We start from the raw sequence: 18,480 nt of genomic DNA, 5'->3' as shown, positions 1-18,480 counted from the left end.
TGAGACTATAGGCCGCAGAGGGCTGCACCTGTCGGGCCAAGGTTCAATGGGATGTTCAGGTGTAGGTTCCAGCCCAAGGTACCCCGGAGATGCGTCGGATCCCTTGGAAAGGAACTACTGGAGATGCCAGCAGCGATCGAAGTGGCTGGACTGTGCAAGCGATTCGGCTCGGTGACCGCCCTCGACAACCTCGAACTCACCGTCCCCGAGGGCACCGTGCACGGGCTCCTCGGCCCCAACGGCGCCGGCAAGACGACCGCCGTGCGCGTGCTGAGCACCCTGCTCAGGCCGGACGAGGGGAAGGCCGAGGTCTTCGGGCTCGACGTGCGGAGCAACCCCCTGTCGGTGCGGTCCATCATCGGCCTGACGGGGCAGTACACCGCGGTCGACGACATGCTGACCGGGTGGGAGAACCTGCAGATGATCGGCAGGCTGTTCCGGATGTCGACCGCCGACACCAAGGCCCGCGCCGGTGAACTCCTCGAACGGTTCGACCTGTCGGAGGCCGCCGCCCGGCCCGCCAAGACCTACTCGGGCGGCATGCGCCGGCGGCTCGACATCGCCGCCGGGCTGATGGGCCGGCCGCAGCTCATCTTCCTGGACGAGCCGACCACCGCCCTCGACCCGCGCAGCCGCATGGACGTGTGGCGGATCGTCGGCGAGATGGTGGCCGACGGCACCACCGTCCTGCTCACCACCCAGTACCTGGAGGAGGCCGACCACCTGGCCGACTCGCTCTCGGTGATCGACCACGGACGGGTCATCGCCGGCGGCACCCCCGACGAGCTCAAGGCCCGGGTCGGCCAGGCCTGGGCCGACGTCACCCTCGTCGACAGCGGCGCCGTCGACCGCACCGTCCGGCTGCTCCGCGAGCGGCTCGGCACCCAGCCGGTCGCCGAGCCGGAGGTGATGCAGGTGCACGCCCCGCTGCCCGACGGCGTGACGCTCAGCGAACTCCTCGACCCGCTGCGGGACGCCGGGATCGCGATCGCCGACGTCGCCGTGCGCCGGCCGACCCTCGACGACGTCTTCCTCGCCTTCACGGGGCAGACCGCGACCGCCCGCGCCACCGAGAACACCGGCACCGACAAGAAAGGCGGCACGCACTGATGGCCACCACGTCCCTGGAACCGGGCGCACGCCTCGACACCTTCGCCACGCAGCCGAAGAGCGGCCTGTCGTGGTGGCTCTCCGACGCCTGGCAGATGGCGCTGCGCAACTTCCGCCACCTGCTGCGCAGCCCCGAGCTGGTGATGTTCTCCCTGGTCCAGCCGATCATGTTCATCCTGCTGTTCGCCTACGTCTTCGGCGGGGCGATCAACGTCCAGGGCGGCAACTACCCGCAGTTCCTGCTGCCGGGCATCCTGGTGCAGATGGTGCTCTTCGGCTCGGTCGCGGGCACCACCATCGGCGTCTCCACCGACATGAGCCGCGGACTGATGGACCGCTTCCGCTCGATGCCGATGAGCCGCTCCGCCGTCCTCGTCGGACGGTCGTTCTCGGAGATCGTCCGCAACGTGGCCTCGGTGCTGGTCGTGCTCCTCATGGGGCTGCTCATCGGCTTCCGCTTCCAGGGCGGCTTCTGGGCCGCGCTCGGCGGCGTCTCGCTCCTGCTGCTCTTCGGCTACGCGCTCACCTGGGTCGGTGCCATGATCGGCCTCTCCGTGGCCAACCCCGAGGCGGCGCAGTCGGCCGGCCTGATCTGGATCTTCCCCTTCAGCCTGATCTCCTCGGCGTTCGTCCCGACCGGCACGATGCCGTCCTGGCTCCAGGTGTACGCCGAGGCCAGCCCGATGACCACCACCGTCAACGCGCTGCGCGCCCTCTTCAACGGCGAGCCCGCCACCGACTACGTCCTGCTGACCGTCGGCTGGTCGATCGCCCTGGTCGCGGTCTTCGCCCCGCTCGCCACCCGCAAGTACAGCGTGCGTTCCCAGTGACCCGGCGCTGACCGGACCGCCGTCCCCCGCGACGGAAGCGGCCGCCCCCTCGATCGCGAGGGGGCGGCCGCTTCCGTGGCGCGGGGACCGGGGCGTCAGCCCCGGCGGGGCGGGTTCCACCAGCCGCCCGCGTTGTACGGGGCCGAGGCGCCCGGCGTCACCACGAACCCGGCCGTCTTCCCGGAGGAGTTGACGGCGTTCGCGTACGAGCCGAGGCCCTGGTCGTCGAGGTCGGTGGTCCGCACCCGGCCGCCGTCCCCCGGCTCCCACATCACCGCGGCGAACGGGAAAGCGGCCGAGCCGGGCACGGGACGGATGCCCACGATCCGGCCGTCGTCGTTGACCTCGAAGGCCACCTGGCCGGGGAGCGCGACCGGGGCCGCGTCCGCGTCCGGCCAGTAGACCGCCGTGGGCGCCGTGCCCGGCGTGTTCATCCGCCAGCCGACGACCAGACCGCGCTCGTTGCGGTCGGTGGCGAAGGTGTCGCTGCCGCCGCCCGCGGCGAGCGTGCGCGGGGTCAGGGTGCCGGGCTCCCACACCGTCGCGGTGTGGTGCCACGTCTGGTTCCCGGACGGGGAGACCAGCCCCCCGGCCACCCCGCCGCGCTCGTCGAGCGTCCGCGCGATCGGCACCGGCGCGGCGGTGCCGGCCGGACCGGTCGCCGGGAGCGTGCGGTACGTCCGCGTGGACGGGTTCCACAGGAAGGAGCCGACCGGCAGGCCGACGCCCGTGGCGTCCGTGCCGACGACCAGCACCGTGCCCGCGTCGTTGATGTCCACGGCCTGCGCGCCCGAGGAGCCGGGCGGCAGCGGAAGGACCTCCAGGCCGGTGCGCGGCCGCCAGACGAAGGGCTGCGGCAGCCCGGCCCCCGGCACCGTCCCGAGCGTCCCGGCCACCGTGCCGGACCGGTTGACCGCCTCGGCGCGGGTGCCGCGCGTCTCGGACGGCGTGAGGTCGACGAGCCGGCCGGCGTCGGTGTCGGGGTCGCTCACGAAGGCGTGCGCCACCGTGGAGCCGGGGACCGCGGCGGCGCCCACGACGACGCCCCGGTCGCTGATGTCGAAGGCCTCGCTCGCGGCGCCGGGACCGGCGAGCGAGCCGACCGGGTGGAAACGGACGCCGTACCGGTCCGTCCCGCTGCCGGGGGCCGAGGCGGCGGCCGCCGCGGGGGCCTCTCCGGCCGCCGGCGCGGCGAACGCCGGTCCGGACAGGCCGCCGCCCGTCGCCGCCAGGACCAGGACGGCGGAGGCGGCCGCGAGCCGCCGTCTTCCCACCGCGCTCACCGGCCCGCGTGGCCGCGGGCGAGGCGGCGCAGGTTGTGGTGGGCGACGTCGCGTCCGAGGTCGGCGCCGATCTCGTCGGAGAAGCGGAAGTGGACGCCGGCGAACACCCGGGCGTCGACGTTCTCCCGGGTGAGGGTCGTCCACGCGGTCCCGCGCGGGTAGTGCCGGGTCACGACCTTGCCGTCGCCCCGCTGCCACGTGCTGGTGAACTCCACCGGGCTGTACGGCCCGACCAGCGACGACACGACCTGCTCGGCGGCGCCCGCGGTGACCGCGTGACCGCTCGGGAACTCGGGGTGCGGCGGGGTCTGCAGGAACGACTCCCACGCCGGGTCGGGGGTGGTGCGCGGGTCGCCGTCGGTGTCGGCGAGGCGGATGGCGGTGACCGGACGCCAGTGCAGCCGGGCGTACTTGGCGTCGAAACAGGCGATGCTGGAGTCCACGATCGACGCGCCCAGCGCCGCGAGGACCAGCACCTTGTTCCGGCGGGAGCGGCTCCGCTGCCCGACCAGCGCGCGGAGCGCCGGCACGTAGTGGCTCAGCGGGTCCAGCCACGCGGTGTCCGTCTGCTCCTCGGTGCGCTCGGAGACCACGCCGCCGAGCCGGCGGACCTCGGCGAGGTCCCTCCGGTAGCGGGCGGTGCCCAGCGCCGGCGGCGGGCCCGGCCGGAAGCGGTCGGCCCGGCCGAGCAGGAAGGTGCGGGCCCTGCCGTACCCGGCGCCGACCAGCATCGTCTGGCCGGGCGTGTACCGGTAGACGCCGGGCGCCTCCGGCGGCAGGGTGAAGGGCACGTTCACGGACGCCATGTCGAGGCCGTCGCCGGTGCGCGCCGCGACCGTCTCCGCGGCGGCCTCCCGGCCGGCGGCGACGCCCGCCTCCTTGGCGCCGCCGGCGGCGAGCCCGGCCAGCGAACGCGCCAGCACCCCGTCGAGCCGGACGGCCTGGTCGGGGACGAGCGCCAGGAGCACGCCGTGCACCGCGGTCGCCACGGCGGCGTCCTCGAAGACCGCGCGCCGCTCCGGGGCCCGTACCGCCGCCGCCCGCCGGGAACCGAGCGCCGCCCACGCCGCCGTCCAGCCCATCGCCCAGGTGCGCTCGGGCAGTCCGTGCATCGGGGACGCGGCGAACGCCGCCAGCATCTCGTCGAGCCACGGGCCCACGAGGTCCGTGGCGGTGCCGGTCCCCGCGGGCGCCGGGGCGGCGGCCCGCGCGGTCGCCGGGAGGGCGACGAGGCCCGCCGTGCCCGCGGCGACACCGGCGGCGGCGACCAGCAGGCGGCGCCGGGAGGTGCCCGCGGCGAGGGGGGGTACCGACGATCCAGGAGATCCTGTCGTCATCGTGTTGCCTTTCCATCGGGGTGTGGGAATCGGGGTGCGGTCATCGGGGCGGAGGGGCGGGAAGGGGAGGGAAGGGGAGGGGCGGGCGCGGGCGGTCAGAGCCGGCGCAGCAGCTCCGCCCGGTCGACCTTGCCCGTGGGGGTGAGGGGCAGGGCGTCGAGGGCGACGAGCCGGGTGGGGACCATGTACGCCGGGAGCGCCGCTTTGAGGGCGCGGACGAGCTCCGCCCTCGGCAGCGGCCCGTCCTCCGGTACGTAGAAGGCGGCCAGGGTCCGCCCACCGGGGCCGGAAGGCGCCACCACCGCGGCCGCCCGGACCCCCGGCACCTGGAGGAACGCGGCCTGCACCTCGCCCAGTTCGACGCGGTAGCCGCGTACCTTCACCTGGTCGTCGAGGCGGCCGAGGAACTCCAGCTCCCCCTCGGCCAGCCAGCGGGCCCGGTCGCCGGTGCGGTACATGCGCCCGCCGGGCAGCGGGGCCCCCGGGTCGGGCAGGAAGCGGCCGGCGGTGAGCCGGGGGGCCGCGGCGTACCCCAGGGCCACGCAGGTCCCGGCGATGTAGAGGTCGCCCTCCTCGCCGAGCGGACAGGGCCGCAGGGCGTCGTCGAGGACGTAGTAGCGGGCGTTCTGCATGGGGGTGCCGTAGGGGATGCTCGGCCACCCGGGGTCCACCTCCCCGACCCGGTACCGGTTCGACCAGACGGTGCACTCGGTGGCGCCGCCCAGCGACACGACCTCGGCGTTCGGGAAGGCCGCGCGGACCCGGTCGGGGAGGGGCACCGGGATCCAGTCGCCGCTGAGGAGGACCAGGCGGAGCGCGCCGCGGCCGGTGGGCGGCCGGGAGCCGACGAAGGGCATGATCATGGCCAGGGCGGCGGGCGCCGAGTCCCAGAGGGTGACGGTGCCCTGTTCGAGGAGGTCCACCAGGGCGTCCGGCTCCGCCAGTTCGGCCTCCGAGGCGATCCGCACGGTCGCCCCGGCGGCGAGCACGCCGAAGACGTCGTAGACGGACAGGTCGAAGCAGAAGGAGGTGACGAAGAGGAGTTCGTCGCCCGGCCCGACGCCGTGGACGCGGTTCATCCAGTCGACCAGGTTGACCGCCGAACGGTGGGTGACGGACACGCCCTTGGGGGCGCCGGTCGACCCCGAGGTGAAGATCGTGTAGCAGACGTCGTCGGGGGTCGGACCGTCGGCGGGCGGCCGGTCCGGACAGAGCTCCGCGTGGTGCCCGGTCCACAGCGGCTCCCGCCGCATCGCGCCGCGCCCGCCGGGGGCGACCCGCACGACCGCGTCGTACCGCTCGGCCAGCTCGCCCGCGAACGCCCCGCCGGGACGGCGGTGGACCTCCGTGCGGGCCACCGCCGGCAGCAGCTCGGGGAGGCGCTCCACGTAGCGGGGCGACACCCGCAGCCCCGCGGCCGCGCCGGGCGCGGGGTCCACCAGGTCGGCGAGGACGATCACGCCGTCCTCGGCGAGCAGGCCGAGGAGGCCGTCGAGGACGCCGGTCAGATGGTCGAGGTCCGGCAGGAACTGCACGGTGCTGGCGAGCAGGATGACGTCGAAGGGGCCGCTCACCCGCTCGGCGGCCTCGTGGGCGAAGCACACCACGCCCTCGACCGCCGCGCCCGCGCGCGCCCCCGCCTCCCGGCTGCGGGCCACCGAGACCGGCGAGGGGTCCACGGCGACGTACCGGGACGCCTCCGGCGCCAGGGCCTCCACGATCAGGCCGGAGCCGCAGCCGACCTCCAGGACCGAGGGCCGCGCGGCGCCCGTCGCGGAGCGCGCGAACCGGACCACGTGGTCCCGGTAGCCGCGGACGTCCTCCTCGCCGAAGGGCCGCTCCGCGCGCCGCAGGTTGAAGCCGGCGGCTTCGAGCGGATCGTCGGATCCGGCCACGTAGTCGAAGAAGTCCGCCACCCGCTCGCGCCGGAAGCCGGCCGTCCAGGAGTGCTCCTCGGCGATGTCCGGGCAGAACACGTGGCGCAGCGACCGCACCTCCCACCGGAACTCCTGGACGGCGGCCAGGTGCGCCCGGTCGGTGAGCACGGCCGTCGCGCCGAGCCGGTCGAGCAGGCCGACCACCCGCGGCGCGGGCCACGCCGGGTCGAGCGGCACGTAGGAAGCACCGCACTTGACCACCGCGAGCAGGCCGACGAGGGCCCCGGCGTCGCGGCCGCACAGGACGCCCACGACGGACCCCCGGCCCAGCCCGCGTCCGCGCAGCAGCCGCGCCAGCCGGTCGGAGCGGCGGTCCAGCTCGCCGTGGGTGAGGACCTCCTTGTCGGAGGTGACGACCGCCGGGCGGTCCGGATGCCGGCGGGCGGCCTCGGCGACCAGGCCGGAGAGGGTGGCGTCGGCGCGGAACCGTCGCCCGGTGTCGTTCCAGCCGCTCCAGGGGGCGTCCGGGAAGGACGCCGGCGGGGCGCTCACCGGGCCGGGGACCGGAAGGCCTCGTGGGCCGCCAGCACGGTGGTCAGCTCGTTCACGGTCGGGTTGTCGAAGAAGAGGCGCAACGGCAGGCGGGTGCCGGCCGTCCGCCCGAGCCCGGCCATGATGTCGGCGATCAGCAGGGAGTGCCCGCCCGCCTCGAAGAAGTCGTCGTCGTCACCGAAGGCCTCGCCCTCCAGCGCGTCCGCCCACCGGGCCCGCACCAGCGCGCGCACCCGGTCGAGCCGTGCGCCGTCGTCGCCGTGGTCCGGGCTCGCCGCCCCGGCCGTTCCGAAGTCGTCCACCACTCGCTCCTGCGTCTCTCGCGGTGCTCTGTGTCGTCAACCGGCTTCCGCCGCGGCCTCGTCGCCTCGCCGCGCGGTGGCGGATTCTCACCGGCGCGAACGGGGTGCCAGTCTTGCCGCGGCGGTCGGAGCTTGTCCGAGGATCTTTCAGAGGTCAGTCAGGGTCGGCGCCCCCGGGCGGCGGCGACTGGTCATCCTCACGGGCATGGGAACCCACACGAGAAGTCGCTGGTTCGTCGGTGCCTCCCGCGACGAGCCCCGGGAGTGCGCGCTGTACGCCTTCCCGCACGCGGGCGCGGGCGTGACCACGGTCCGCCCGCTCTGCCTCGAACTGGCCGACGCCTACGACGCGTTCGGGGTGCGGCTGCCGGGCCGGGAGTCCCGCCTGGAGGACCCCGTCGAGACCGAGATGCCCGTGCTCGCCGACAAGGTCGCCGCCGAGCTGCTCCGGCACGCGCAGGGGCGCCCGGTGGTGCTGTACGGCCACTGCGCCGGCTCGGCGATCGCCTACGAGGTGGCCCGGCGGCTGGGCCCCGGGCGGGTGCGGGCGCTGGTCGTCTCCTCGCACCCGGCGCCCGGCAGCCTGCGCCGCGAGCCGACCTGGGGGCTGCCGCGGCCGGAGTTCCTGAAGCAGGTGGTGGCGGACGGCTACCTGCCGTCGATGCTCCTCGCCAACGAGGAACTCCTCGACATCGTCGAGCCCGCCCTGCGCGCCGACTACCGGCTCGTCGAGGAGTACGAGCTGGAGCTGTACGAGCGCGGCGGCGCCGACCCGGTCGCGGTGCCGACGGTCGCGGTCTTCGGCCGGGACGACCACACCGTCGAGGCCGCCCGGATCGAGGCCTGGGAGGCGCTCACCACCGGCCCGTTCCGGCTCGTCTCGCTGCCGGGCGGCCACGACCTGCCGACCGCCCGTCCGGCGGAGCTGGCGGCGGCCGTCCGGGAGGCCCTGGCGGGGGGCTGAGCAGGACCGGGGGGCGCCCCGGCGGGCGGCCGGGCCGGGCCGGCGGGGCGCGTCCCAGGCGGGCGGCCGGACCGGCGGGGCGCCCCCGCCGCCCGCCGGTTCCGCTCCGCTCAGACCGGTTCGCGGCCCAGGACGTCCGCGACCAGGCCGGCGACGTCGCCGGAGACGTGGAAGTGGCCGCCGGGGCGGACCCGCAGCGTGTACGGGCCCGAGGTGACGCCGGCCCAGCCGGCCATCCGCTCCTCGTCCACCAGCGGGTCGCCGTCGCCGTGGTAGCAGCTCACCGGGCAGGACAGCGACGTGGTGCCGCCGCGCGGCCGGTACTGCGCGTGGGCCCGCAGGTCCGAGCGGAGCGTCGGCGTGAACAGCTCCCGCATCTCGGCGTTCTCGATGATGCCGGGGTCGATGCCGCCGAGCGCGCCCAGCGCGGCCCAGAACTCGTCGTCGGGCGCCAGGTGGACGTCCCGGTTCTTCATGGCGCCCGGCGGCAGGCAGGCCGAGGCGCACAGCCGGCGCGGCTCGGCGCCCATGTCCCGCAGCAGCATGGCGGTCTCGTACGCGACGAGGGCGCCCAGGCTGTGCCCGAAGAGCACGTGCTCCGTGGGGGGCAGCCGCAGCAGCTCCGCCACGACCCGTCCGGCCATCTCGGCGACGTCGTCCACGAGTTGCTCGCCGAACCGGTCGCCGCGGCCCGGGTACTGGACGCCGGCGAGCGCCACCCCGGGCGGCAGCGCGCCCGTCCAGCCGTGGAACGCGGTCGCCGAGCCTCCGGAGTGCGGGAAGCACACCAGCCGGACGGCGGGGTCCTCGACCGGTGCCAGCGTCCGGATCCACCCTCGTTCCCGCAATCGGCCCATCGGTCCGTCCCTCTCGCTCGCCCGCCTTGGGAACTGCATCGTTGGGACTTTCCGCGTCCGCATGCGATTTCCCGAAAGAGTTCGGTAAGAAAGAGGTCGTACGAATATCATTTCAATGAGGGTCGGAAAATCGCCGGTAAGGGTTCGGCCATCTCTTCCGCCGATATCCCGAAGGGTATTACCCGGAGACCCGGTGACAGGCCGGGCGTATCGCCGCCGCCATCGAGGACGCCGCCCGAGTCGTCGCCGCGGCACGTGTCCTGGGGCTGATCGGGGCCCGGCCGCGGCTGTTCGCGCTGGACGGGCCCGCCCACGGCGAGGACGCCCTCCTCGACGTGCGCGACGAACTCCTCCGGCAGCTCGTCGAAGACGAGGGATACCGGATCGTCGCGCTGGAGGGCGATTGCGCGGCGGGTTCGCCCGTCGACGATTACGTCACCCCCGGCACCGGCGACCTCGACGACGTCATGGCACGCGGATTCAGCCACGGGTTCGGCGGATCCGACGCCCCTCGCGAACCGGTCCGCCGGACGTGCGCCCACGACGAAGGGCGGCCCGCGGCGGAGCGCGTGCGCTTCGCCGGTGTCGACGGCCCGCTGGAAAGGCCCGGCGCCGCGAGCCCCCGGCAGGCCCTCACCGCCCTCCACGCCCACCTCGCCGCCCGCTGCGGCGCCGCGGCGCTCCCCTGCACCGCCGAGGTCCTCGACGGACTCCTCGGCGAGGACGGCCGCTGGACCGAACCCGTCGCGATGCGGGACCCCTCCCGGTCCGTCGGACGGAGCCCCGGCGCGGACCGGCTGCGCCCGATCGCCGACGCCCCGGCCGCCCTCCTCGACGCCCGGGCCCCGGACCTCGCGGACGAGGCGGAGCGCGACGCGTGGCACCGGGCCCGGCTCTGCGCCCGCACCGCCGCCGGACTGCTGCGCCACCGCTCCGGGACGGCCGACGCCTCGCCCGCCCGGCTCGGCGAGGAGGACGCCTTCGTCCCCACCGCCCTCCGCCACCGCGGGGTCCAGGACCCGCCGCCGGACACCGTCGAAGGACTCCTCCCCGCGCTCCCCGAGGGCCGGTACGCCGTCGACGTGCGCCCGCCGGCCGCCGCGCCCGGGGACGCGCCGCCCGCTCCCCGCGAGTCGCCCCGGTACGGCGACGCGCCGCCGGCCCCGTCGCGACGGGCCGACAAGAACGCCCTGGTCTCCGTCGGGGACGCCCCCGAGGGCCCCGCGCGGTGGCCCGCCGGCCGGCCCGCGCCCGGACCTCCGCGCCGCACCGCCCCGCCCCTCCCCGAGGGGCGGGGCGCCGTGTTCTCCGGGGTCCCCGGGGCCGCCCCGTCGGGTCTGGCCGAGATCTTTCAGGCGCCCGGATGGGGCGCGGATCCGTTCCTAGGGTGGGGCCCATGCGAGCGGGGGCGGCCTGCGCCGGCCGGGACGCCGGAGCCGCGCACCGCACGACCGGGCGGCGCTCCGCCGCGTGCCGGCCACGACCGAGCCCTACTTCTCCGGGGAGTCTGCATGGGTGCTAGCGGCGGTGTTTCTTCGGCGCAGGAGGCGATGTGGCTCGAGCAGAACCTCGCGCCCGAGGTGCCGAACAGCACCACGACGATCTGGGACGTGCGGGGCGACCTCGACCTCGCCGACCTCGACCGGGCCCTGCGGACGGCCCTGGGCGAGGCGGGCGCGCTCCTGGTGAACTTCCGGCGGGACGAGACCGGCACCGGCGGGCTCCGCCTCGTGGGCCGTGCCCCCGACTCCTTCGAGCCCTTCCACGCCGACGTCGCCGCGGCCGCCGAACCGGCCCTCGCCGCACGGGAGTTCCTCACCGAGGAGATCCGGCGCCCCTTCGACCTCGCCACGGACGCGCTCTTCCGCGTCGGCACCGTCCGCCTCGGCGACCGGCACCACCTCGTCTGCCTGGTCTTCCACCACATCCTCACCGACGCCTTCGGCGTCTTCGCCGTGCTCTCCCAGCGCTTCGCCGAGGTCTACCGCGCCCTGCGCGCCGGCGAGCCGGTGCCCGGACGGCGCGACACCCCGGCCGGGATCGCCGGCGAGAAGGAGACCGCCTACCGCTCCTCCGCGCGCTTCGCCGCCGCCGAGGAGTTCTGGAAGGCCTACGTCACGGCCGACGCCACCGCCGCCCGCCTCCCGGCCGGCCTCCGCCCGAGGGCCGCCGAGCCCGGGGACGACGCCGGATTCTGGGACGGGCTCACCGCCCCGCTCGGCGTCTCCAGCCGCACCGCCCGCGTCCCCGCCACCGAGACCGACGGCTGGCGGCGGGCCGCCGAAGCGGCCGGCACCAGCGTCCCCGACCTGCTCACTGCCGCCGCCACCGCCTTCCTGCGGCGCCTGTGCGACACGCCCCGGCCGCTCCTCTCCTTCACCGTCAACTACCGCCGCGGCGAGCTGCGGAACGCCCTCGGCCTCTACTCCAACGCCCTGCCGCTCGCCGTCGACGTGCCGCCGGCCGCCTCCGTCGCCGCCCTCGCCGAGGCGGTCCGCCTCGAACGCCTGCGGGTGCTGCGGCACGCCGAGTACAACGTCGCCCTCATCAAGCGCTCCGCCGGCCACGCGGGCGACGCCCGCAGCCCCTTCGGGCCCGTCGTCAACGTCATCCCCTTCCTCCGGGAGATCGACCTCGGCGGAGCCGTCGGCCGGTTCGCCGGCGGCACCTTCGGCCTGCCCGACGAGGTCCGGATCTCCACCTACGGCGACGGCGGCCCGGACAGCGACCTGTACGTCCGCTTCGACGCCCCCGGGACGCTCTACGGCCCCGAGGACGTCGCCGGCCTCGTCGAGCGCTTCGTCGCCTTCGTCCGGGCCGCGCTCGCCGACCCGCACGCCCGCGTCCAGGACCTCGGCGCCGTCGACGCCGCCGAGCGGGCGGCGCTCCTCGCCCTCGGCACCGGCCCCGTCGCCGCGCCCGGCGGCGAGACCGTGACCGCCCTGATCGACCGGCGGGCCGCCGCCGCCCCCGACGCCGTCGCCGTCGTCCACGACACCACCACCCTCGGCTACGGCCGCCTCGCCGCCCGCGCCGACCGCCTCGCCCGCCGGCTCGCCGGGCTCGGCGCCGGACCGGAGCGGGTCGTCGCCGTCGCCGTGCCCCGCTCCGCCGAACTCGCCGTCGCCGTCTGCGCGGTCCTCAAGGCCGGCGCCGTCTGCCTCCCCGTCGACCCCGGCGCCCCGTCCGACGCGATGCGGGCCGTGCTCGACGACGCCCGCCCGGTGCTCCTCCTCACCGCCGTCGGCGCCGACGGCATCGCCGTCACCCCGCTCGACGCCGGCGAACCGCGCTGGGAGGCGAGCGCCGTCGAGCGCGCCGACGGCGCGGCGGACCCCGACGCGCCGCCGCTGCCCGCCCCGGACCCGGCGGCCGCCGCCTGGCTGCGGTACGAGGCGGCGGAGTCCGGGACGCCCACCGGCCTCGTCCTCACCCACGCCGCCCTCGCCGACGGCCTGCTCGGCATGCAGCAGCGGTACCGCCTCGACCCGGACGACCGGGTGCTCCACAAGACGCCGGCGGCGCTCGGCGCGCCCGCCCTGTGGGAGCTCCTGTGGCCGCTGACCGCCGGCGCCGCCGTCGCGACGACCGCGCAGGACGTGCAGCGGGACGCCGCCGCGCTCGCCGAAGCGGTCCGCCGCACCGGCGCCACCACCCTGCACCTCACCCCCTCGGTCCTCGCCGCCCTCGTCCGCGACGAGGCCGCCGCGACCGCCTGCAAGGGCCTGCGGCGCGTCCTGTGCGGCGGGGAGGCCCTGCCGGCCGCCCTCGCCGCCCGCTTCCGCGCGCTGTACGACGTCCCCCTCCACCACGTGTACGGCCCCGCCGGCACCGCGCTCGACGCGACGGCGTGGGAGCACCGGACCGGGTCGGCCGGCGCGCCGCTCGGCCGGCCCGTCCGGAACACCGGGATCCACCTCCTGGACGGCGGGCTCCACCCGGTGCCCGCCGGGGTCGTCGGCGAGGTGTACGTCTCCGGCACCGGCCTCGCCCGGGGCCTCGCGCACCGGCCCGGCGCGACGGCGGAACGCTTCGTCCCCTGCCCCTTCGGCCCGCCCGGCGGCCTGATGCACCGCACCGGCGACCTGGCCCGCTGGAACGCCGACGGCGAGCTGGAGCACGCCGGCCGCGCCGACCGGCGGGTGCGGATCCGCGGCCTGTGGGCCGAGCCCGCCACCACCGAGGCCGTCCTCGCCGCCCACCCCGGCGTCGCCCGGGCGGCCGTCGTCCCGCACTCCGGGGGAGACGGGGGACCCGACGGGTCCGACGGGTCCGTCAGGTTCGTCGCCCACGTCGTCCCCGGCACCCCCGGGCGGCTCGGCGCCGCCGGCCTCGACGTGGACTTCGGCGCCGGCCTGGACGTGGCCGAGCTGCGCCGCTTCGCCGCCGACCGGCTCCCCGACCACCTGGTGCCCGCCGTCTTCCTCGTCCACGACAGCCTGCCGCTCACCGCGCACGGCACCCTCGACCGCGCCGCGCTGCCCGCGCCGCAGGCCGTGCGCCGCCCCCACCGGGTGGCCAGGACCGCGGGCGAACGACTCCTCGCCGAAGCCTTCGCCGAGGTCCTCGGCACCGCCCGGGTCGGCCTCGACGACGACTTCTTCACCCTGGGCGGCGACAGCATCTCCGCGATGCGGGTGGTCACGCTCGCCCGCGCCGGCGGGCTCGGCCTCACCGCGCGGACCGTCTTCGAGTGCCGCACCGTCGCCGCCCTCGCCGCCGCGGCCGGTCCCGTCGCCGCGCCGGCCGCCGCCCCGGAGGCGCCGGCCCCCGCCGGCCCCGTCCCGCTGCCGCCCATGGCCCGCCTCTTCGCCGAGAACGGCCCCGGCCTCGACCGGCTCGCCCAGTGGCTGGTGCTGACCCTGCCGGCCGGCCTCACCGCCGGTGTCCTCACCGCGGCCCTCGGCGCCGTCCTCGACCGGCACGACGTGCTCCGCTCCCGGCTCTCCGGCACCGAACTCCACGTCGGACCGCCCGGATCCGTCGCGGCGGACCGGCTCCTGCGGCGCGTCCCCCGCCCCGACGACCTCACCGGCCCCGCCTGGCAGGCGCTCCTCGCCGACGAGGCCGCCCGCGCCGTCGCGGAGATCGACGCGACCGCCGGGGAGATGCTCCGCCTCGTCTGGTTCGAGCCCTCCCCGGGCCTCCCCGGACGGCTGCTCGTCGCCGCCCACCACCTCGTCGTCGACGGCATGTCCTGGCGCGTGATCGTCCCCGACCTCGCCGAGGCTGCCGACGCGCTCCGCGCCGGCCGCACCCCCGCCCCGGCCCCCGTCGGCACCTCGCCGCGGCAGTGGGCCGACGCGCTCGCCGAGGAGGCCGCCCGCCCGGCCCGCACCGCCGAACTCGACCTCTGGCGCGGGATCCTGGCCCCGGCCGGGAAACCGCTCGGCGCCCGCCGCCTCGACCCGGCGACCGACCTCGCCGCCACCGCGCGGACCCACCGCGTCGAGGTCCCCGCCGACCTCGGCGCGGCCGTCCTCACCTCCGTGCCGGCCGCCTTCCGCTGCGGCGTCGACGACGTGCTGCTCACCGCCCTCGTCCTCGCCCTCGCCGACCACCGGGGCCCGGACGCCGGCCCCGGCCCCGTGGTGCGGCTCGAAGGCCACGGACGCCAGGAGGAGCTGGTCCCGGGCGCCGACCTGACCCGTACCGTCGGCTGGTTCACCACCGTCCACCCGGTCCGCTTCGACCTCACCGGCCTCGACGTCGCCGACGCGCTCGCCGGCGGACCGGCCGCCGCCGAGGCCCTGCGGCGCGTCAAGGAGAGCCGCCGCGCCCTGCCCGACCAGGGCATCGGCTACACCCTGCTGCGCTACCTCAACGAGACGACCGCCGCCGTCCTGCGCGAACTCCCCGCCGACGAGGTCGGCTTCAACCACCTCGGCAGGTTCGCCTTCGACGGGTCCCGCGCGGACGGCGAGACCCCGTGGACGCCCGCACCCGAGACCGCCGGACTCGTCGCCGCGCCGGCTCCCGGCACCCCGATGATCTCCGCCCTCTCGCTCGACTCCCTCGTCGCCCGGACCGGCGACGGCGACCGGCTCCGGGCCTTCTTCGGCTTCGCCCCCGGCGTGCTCTCCGAGGACGAGGTCCGCCGCCTCGCCGACACCTGGCAGCTGGCCCTGCGCGGACTGCGCGCCCAGGCCGCCGCCGGCGCCGGCGGGCTCACCCCCTCCGACGTGCCGCTGGTGACGGCGACCCAGCGGGACCTGGACGGATGGAAGGGCCGGTACGGCCGGATCGGCGACGTCTGGCCGCTGACCCCGCTCCAGCAGGGCCTGCTCTTCCACAGCATGCTCGGCGACGCGGCCGCCGCCTCCTACCAGACCCAGTTCGTCTTCCGGATCGACGGGGCCGTGGACCCCGGCCGGCTGCGGACCGCCGCCCAGCACCTCCTCGACCGCCACCCCAACCTGCGGGTCGCCTTCGCGTCCACCGCCGCCGGCGACCCCGTCCAGGTCGTCGTCGACGGCGTCACCGTGCCCTTCCGGCACCTCGACCTCACCGGCGCCCGGGAGGGGGAGCAGGAGGAGACCCTCGCCCGGATCCTCGCGGAGGAGCGCGAGGAGCGGTTCCCGCAGGACACCGCCCCGCTGCTCCGCTTCCACCTGGTCACCCTCGCCCCCGACCGCTCCGAACTCGCCCTCACCGCCCACCACGTCCTCTTCGACGGCTGGTCGCTGCCGATCGTCGAGCAGGAGCTGATGCGGCTGTACGCCGACGGGCCCGGCGCGCTGGAACCCGCCGGGCACGGATACCGCGAGTTCCTGCGCCGGCAGGCGCGCCGCGGCGCCGCCGAGAGCGACGCGGCGCTCGCCGCCTGGGCCGACGAGCTCTCCGGCGTCGACCAGCCCACCCTCCTCGCCGCCGCCCTCGCCCCCGCCGGGGAGCGGGCGCCGGACGCGGCCGGGACCGCCCCCGGCCGGGACGTCGGCCAGGTCGACGTCCCGCTCACCCCGCAGGAGGCGGCGCTCGTCGTCCGGCGGGCCGCCGAGAGCGGCATCACCCCCAACGTCCTCGTCCAGGGCGCCTGGGCCGTCGTCCTCGCCGGACTCACCGGGTCCACCGACGTCGTCCTCGGCAGCTCCGTCACCGTCCGCCCGCCCGACCTGCCCGGCGCGCACACCGCCGTCGGCATGTTCACCAACACCGTGCCGGTGCGCGTCCGGTGCGCGCCCGGCGAGAGCCTCGCCGGCCTCCTCAGGTCGGTGCAGGACGCCCAGGCCAGGACGCTGGACCACCACCACGTGGGTCTCGGCGACATCCACCGGGCGACCGGCCTGCCCGCGCTCTTCGACACCATCGTGATCTTCGAGTCGTTCCCCGTCGACCGGGCCGCGCTCTCCCGCGCGGGCGCCTCCGCCGAGCTGACCGTCACCGGCATCCGGCCCTTCGCGCCCACCCACTACCCGCTGACCGTGCTCGCCGCGGCCGACCCGATGCTCGCCGTCACCCTCCAGCACCACCCGGACGTCCTCGACACCGACACGGTCGAGGCCGTCGCCGAGCGGCTCGCCCGGGTCCTGCGGCAGTTCGCCGCCGCACCGGAGACCCGCACCGCCGCCGTCGACCTCCTCTCCGGCACCGAGCGGAGCCTCGTCCTCCGCGACTGGAACGCCACCGCGCTCGCCGTCCCCGCCGGCACCACCCCGGAACGCTTCGCCGAACAGGCCGGGACCACCCCCTACGCCGTCGCCCTCGAAGCGGACGGCGAGCGGATCACCTACGCCGCGCTGGACGCCCGCGCCAACCGGATGGCCCACTGGCTGGTCTCCCGGGGCGTCGGACCCGAGAGCCGGGTCGTCGTCCTGCTGCCCCGCTCCGCCGACCTCGTCGTGGCGCTCCTCGCGGTCTGGAAGGCCGGCGGCTGCTACGTCCCCGTCGACCCCGACCACCCCGCCGCCCGCATCCGCTCCGTGATCGAGGACAGCGAGGCCGCCCTCGTCCTCGACCGCGACCTCCTCGACCGGACCGACCTCACGGCCCACCCCGCCCACGACCCCGGCCTCGCCACACCCCCCGGCCGCGCCGCCTACACCATCTACACCTCCGGCTCGACGGGCACGCCCAAGGGCGTCGTCGTCCCCCACGGGGCGCTCGCCAACTTCCTCGCCGGCGTGCAGCGGACCCTCCGCCTGACGCCCGCCGACGCGCTCACGGCCGTCACCACCATCGCCTTCGACATCGCCGCCCTGGAACTCTTCCTGCCCCTCACCACCGGCGCCCGCGTGGTCCTCGCCGGCCGCGACCACGTCGCCGCCCCGCAGGCCCTCCTCGACCTCGTCGAGGAGACCGGCACCACCGTCATGCAGGCCACCCCCGCCCTCTGGCAGATGCTCGCCCTGCACGACGCCGGCCGCCTCGCCGGCCTGCGCGTCCTCACCGGCGGCGAGGCCCTGCCCGCCCCCCTCGCCGGCCTGCTCACCGCCCACGCCGCCCAGGTCGTCAACCTGTACGGCCCCACCGAGACCACCATCTGGTCGACCCTCGCGGACGTCGCCGACGCCCCGCCCCCGTCGATCGGCACCCCCCTCGCCAACCAGCGGGTCCGCGTCCTCGACCCGGCCCTGCGGCCCGTCCCGCCGGGCGTCGCCGGAGACCTCTGGATCGCCGGCGACGGCCTCGCCCGCGGCTACCACCGCAGGCCCGGCATGACCGCCGGCCGGTTCACCGCCGACCCGTACGGCCCGCCCGGCTCCCGCATGTACCGCACCGGCGACCTGGCCCGCTGGTCGCCCACCGGCGAGATCGAGTACCTCGGCCGGGCCGACTTCCAGATCAAGCTCCGCGGCTTCCGCATCGAACCCGGAGACGTCGAGCACGCCCTCACCCGCCACCCGGCGGTCCGCGAGGCCGTCGTCGTCGTCCGCGAGGACCAGCCGGGCGACCGTCGCCTCGTCGGCTACGTCGTCGCCGAGGACGGCGCCGGGGCACCGCCCGCCCGGGAGCTCCAGAGCTCCGTCCGCGCCTGGCTGCCCGACTACATGGTCCCCTCGGCCGTGGTCCTCCTCCCCGCCGTCCCGCGCACCGCCAACGGCAAACTGGACCGCGCCCGGCTGCCCCGGCCCGAGGCCGCCGACGCGCCCTACCGGGCCCCCGGCACGCCCCGTGAGACCGCCCTGTGCGCGCTCTTCGCCGAACTCCTCGGCGTGGCGCGCGTCGGCCTGGACGACGACTTCTTCGCCCTCGGCGGCCACTCGCTGCTCGCCACCCGGCTCGCCGCCCGCGTCCGCTCCGACCTGGGCGTCGAACTCCCGCTCCGCACCCTCTTCGCCGCGCCCACCGTCGCCGAACTCGGCCGCCACTGGGACGGCCTGTCGACCTCCGTCCGGAAACCCCTGCGCAGGATGACCGAAAGGTAAACA

The 18,480-nt window shown here is 76.6% G+C and carries 9 protein-coding genes; 4 read left to right on the top strand and 5 right to left on the bottom strand.

Annotation, left to right across the window (positions count from 1 at the left end; translation table 11 throughout):
- Window positions 1-123 precede the first annotated feature (123 nt).
- Both IE287_RS31465 and IE287_RS31460 read left to right on the top strand, forming a co-directional pair.
- On the top strand, window positions 124-1,110 hold the full coding sequence (locus IE287_RS31465) for an ATP-binding cassette domain-containing protein (RefSeq protein WP_189852645.1): 987 nt from the start codon (window positions 124-126) through the stop codon (window positions 1,108-1,110).
- Window positions 1,110-1,940 (top strand): ABC transporter permease, encoded by an 831-nt coding sequence (locus IE287_RS31460; RefSeq protein WP_189852644.1) that lies wholly within the window; start codon window positions 1,110-1,112, stop codon window positions 1,938-1,940. Before IE287_RS31465 ends, IE287_RS31460 begins: the two co-directional genes overlap by 1 nt.
- 95 nt (window positions 1,941-2,035) lie before the next feature.
- Here IE287_RS31460 and IE287_RS31455 read toward each other — a convergent pair whose 3' ends face one another.
- The 4 genes from IE287_RS31455 to IE287_RS31440 form a co-directional block, all read right to left on the bottom strand.
- On the bottom strand, window positions 2,036-3,214 hold the full coding sequence (locus tag IE287_RS31455; protein ID WP_189852643.1) for a hypothetical protein: 1,179 nt from the start codon (window positions 3,212-3,214) through the stop codon (window positions 2,036-2,038).
- Window positions 3,215-3,219: 5 nt separating this feature from the next.
- Window positions 3,220-4,560, bottom strand: coding sequence for a vanadium-dependent haloperoxidase (locus IE287_RS31450; protein WP_189852642.1), 1,341 nt, complete (start codon window positions 4,558-4,560; stop codon window positions 3,220-3,222).
- A 95-nt stretch (window positions 4,561-4,655) separates the two neighbouring features.
- Window positions 4,656-6,989 carry an amino acid adenylation domain-containing protein gene (locus IE287_RS31445; RefSeq protein WP_189852641.1) on the bottom strand — a complete coding sequence of 778 codons (2,334 nt, stop codon included), beginning with the start codon at window positions 6,987-6,989 and terminating at the stop codon, window positions 4,656-4,658.
- Window positions 6,986-7,291, bottom strand: a complete 306-nt coding sequence (locus IE287_RS31440; protein ID WP_189852640.1) for an acyl carrier protein — start codon at window positions 7,289-7,291, stop codon at window positions 6,986-6,988. Before IE287_RS31440 ends, IE287_RS31445 begins: the two co-directional genes overlap by 4 nt.
- 205 nt (window positions 7,292-7,496) lie before the next feature.
- On the opposite strand from IE287_RS31440, the gene IE287_RS31435 reads away from it, so the two are divergent.
- Window positions 7,497-8,255 (top strand): thioesterase II family protein, encoded by a 759-nt coding sequence (locus tag IE287_RS31435; protein ID WP_189852639.1) that lies wholly within the window; start codon window positions 7,497-7,499, stop codon window positions 8,253-8,255.
- A 110-nt stretch (window positions 8,256-8,365) separates the two neighbouring features.
- Here IE287_RS31435 and IE287_RS31430 read toward each other — a convergent pair whose 3' ends face one another.
- Entirely contained in the window at window positions 8,366-9,112 is a 747-nt protein-coding gene (locus tag IE287_RS31430; protein ID WP_189852638.1) for a thioesterase II family protein, read from the bottom strand.
- 335 nt (window positions 9,113-9,447) lie between these two features.
- On the opposite strand from IE287_RS31430, the gene IE287_RS31425 reads away from it, so the two are divergent.
- Window positions 9,448-18,477, top strand: a complete 9,030-nt coding sequence (locus IE287_RS31425) for a non-ribosomal peptide synthetase (protein ID WP_189852637.1) — start codon at window positions 9,448-9,450, stop codon at window positions 18,475-18,477.
- Window positions 18,478-18,480 lie beyond the last annotated feature (3 nt).

This window comes from Streptomyces omiyaensis (assembly GCF_014650895.1).
GTDB classification, from domain to species: domain Bacteria; phylum Actinomycetota; class Actinomycetes; order Streptomycetales; family Streptomycetaceae; genus Streptomyces; species Streptomyces omiyaensis.
The sequence above is the reverse complement of the archived record's forward strand: the minus strand, read 5'-3'. Positions and strand labels throughout refer to the sequence as shown.

Excerpts from the sequence above, each read along its gene's own strand:
- IE287_RS31465 (WP_189852645.1), top strand. The coding sequence starts at position 124 with ATGCCAGCAGCGATCGAAGTGGCTGGACTGTGCAAGCGATTCGGCTCG.
- IE287_RS31460 (WP_189852644.1), top strand. The coding sequence starts at position 1,110 with ATGGCCACCACGTCCCTGGAACCGGGCGCACGCCTCGACACCTTCGCC.
- IE287_RS31450 (WP_189852642.1), bottom strand. The coding sequence starts at position 4,560 with ATGACGACAGGATCTCCTGGATCGTCGGTACCCCCCCTCGCCGCGGGC.
- IE287_RS31435 (WP_189852639.1), top strand. The coding sequence starts at position 7,497 with ATGGGAACCCACACGAGAAGTCGCTGGTTCGTCGGTGCCTCCCGCGAC.
- IE287_RS31430 (WP_189852638.1), bottom strand. The coding sequence starts at position 9,112 with ATGGGCCGATTGCGGGAACGAGGGTGGATCCGGACGCTGGCACCGGTC.